1 protein-coding gene is annotated in these 956 nt (G+C 73.0%); it reads left to right on the forward strand.

Annotation, left to right across the window (positions count from 1 at the left end):
• Positions 1-956, forward strand: a 956-nt coding sequence (locus FV233_RS29620) for a polysaccharide biosynthesis/export family protein (RefSeq protein ID WP_147899656.1), incomplete at both ends; no start/stop codon positions are given.

Here is a 956-nt window from a genome sequence, read left to right on the forward strand (position 1 = left end):
GGCGCGGAAGTCGCCACCGCCGACGGCGGCACGCTCGCCCGCTACGAGATCATCGACGTCACCCCATCCGTGATCGAGGCCCTGCGCGGCCGCCCCCTCGACAGCCTGCTCGCCTCCTTCGGCGACCACCGCCCCTCCACCGAGCCGGTGATCGGCATCGGCGACATGGTCTCGGTCTCGGTCTGGGAGGCCGGCTCCGGCGGCCTGTTCTCCGGCCCCCTGGTCGCCGACCGCTTCTCCGCCGGCTCCAAGTCCGCCCTGATCCCCGAGCAGCCGGTCGGCCGCGACGGCGCGATCTCGGTGCCCTATGCCGGGCGCATCAAGGTCGCCGGCCGCCGGCCCCAGGACGTCCAGGGCCTGATCGAGAACGAACTCGCCGGCAAGGCGATCCAGCCGCAGGTGCTGGTCTCGGTCACCCGGCCGATCAGCCAGGCGGTCACCGTCACCGGCGAGGGCGCCGCCGGCGCGCGCCTGCCGCTCTCGGGCCACGGCGACCGCATCCTCGACGTCATCGCGTCGGCCGGCGGCAACCGCTCGCCGGTCTCGGAGACCTTCGTGCGCCTGTCGCGCGGGCCGGTCACCGCCACGGTGCCGCTGACCACCGTGGTATCGAACCCCAAGGAAAACATCTACCTGCGGCCCAACGACGTGCTCACCCTGGTGCGCGACCCGCAGACCTTCCTGGCGGTGGGCGCGCTCGGCCAGGCCACGGAACTGCCGTTCCAGGCCGACGGCATCACGCTCGCCCAGGCGCTCGCCAAGGCGCGCGGCCTGTCGGACTTCGCCGCCGACCCGGCCGGCACCTTCATCTTCCGGTTCGAGCCCGCCAGCGTGGTGCGCCGGCTCAACCCGGCCACCAAGCTCACCGGCACGCCGCTGGTGCCGGTGGTGTACCGGATCAACATGCGCGACCCCAACAGCCTGTTCACCACCCAGGCGTTCCGCATGCGCAACCG

It is taken from the genome of Methylobacterium sp. WL7 (genome assembly GCF_008040085.1).
In the GTDB taxonomy this organism is placed as follows: domain Bacteria; phylum Pseudomonadota; class Alphaproteobacteria; order Rhizobiales; family Beijerinckiaceae; genus Methylobacterium; species Methylobacterium mesophilicum.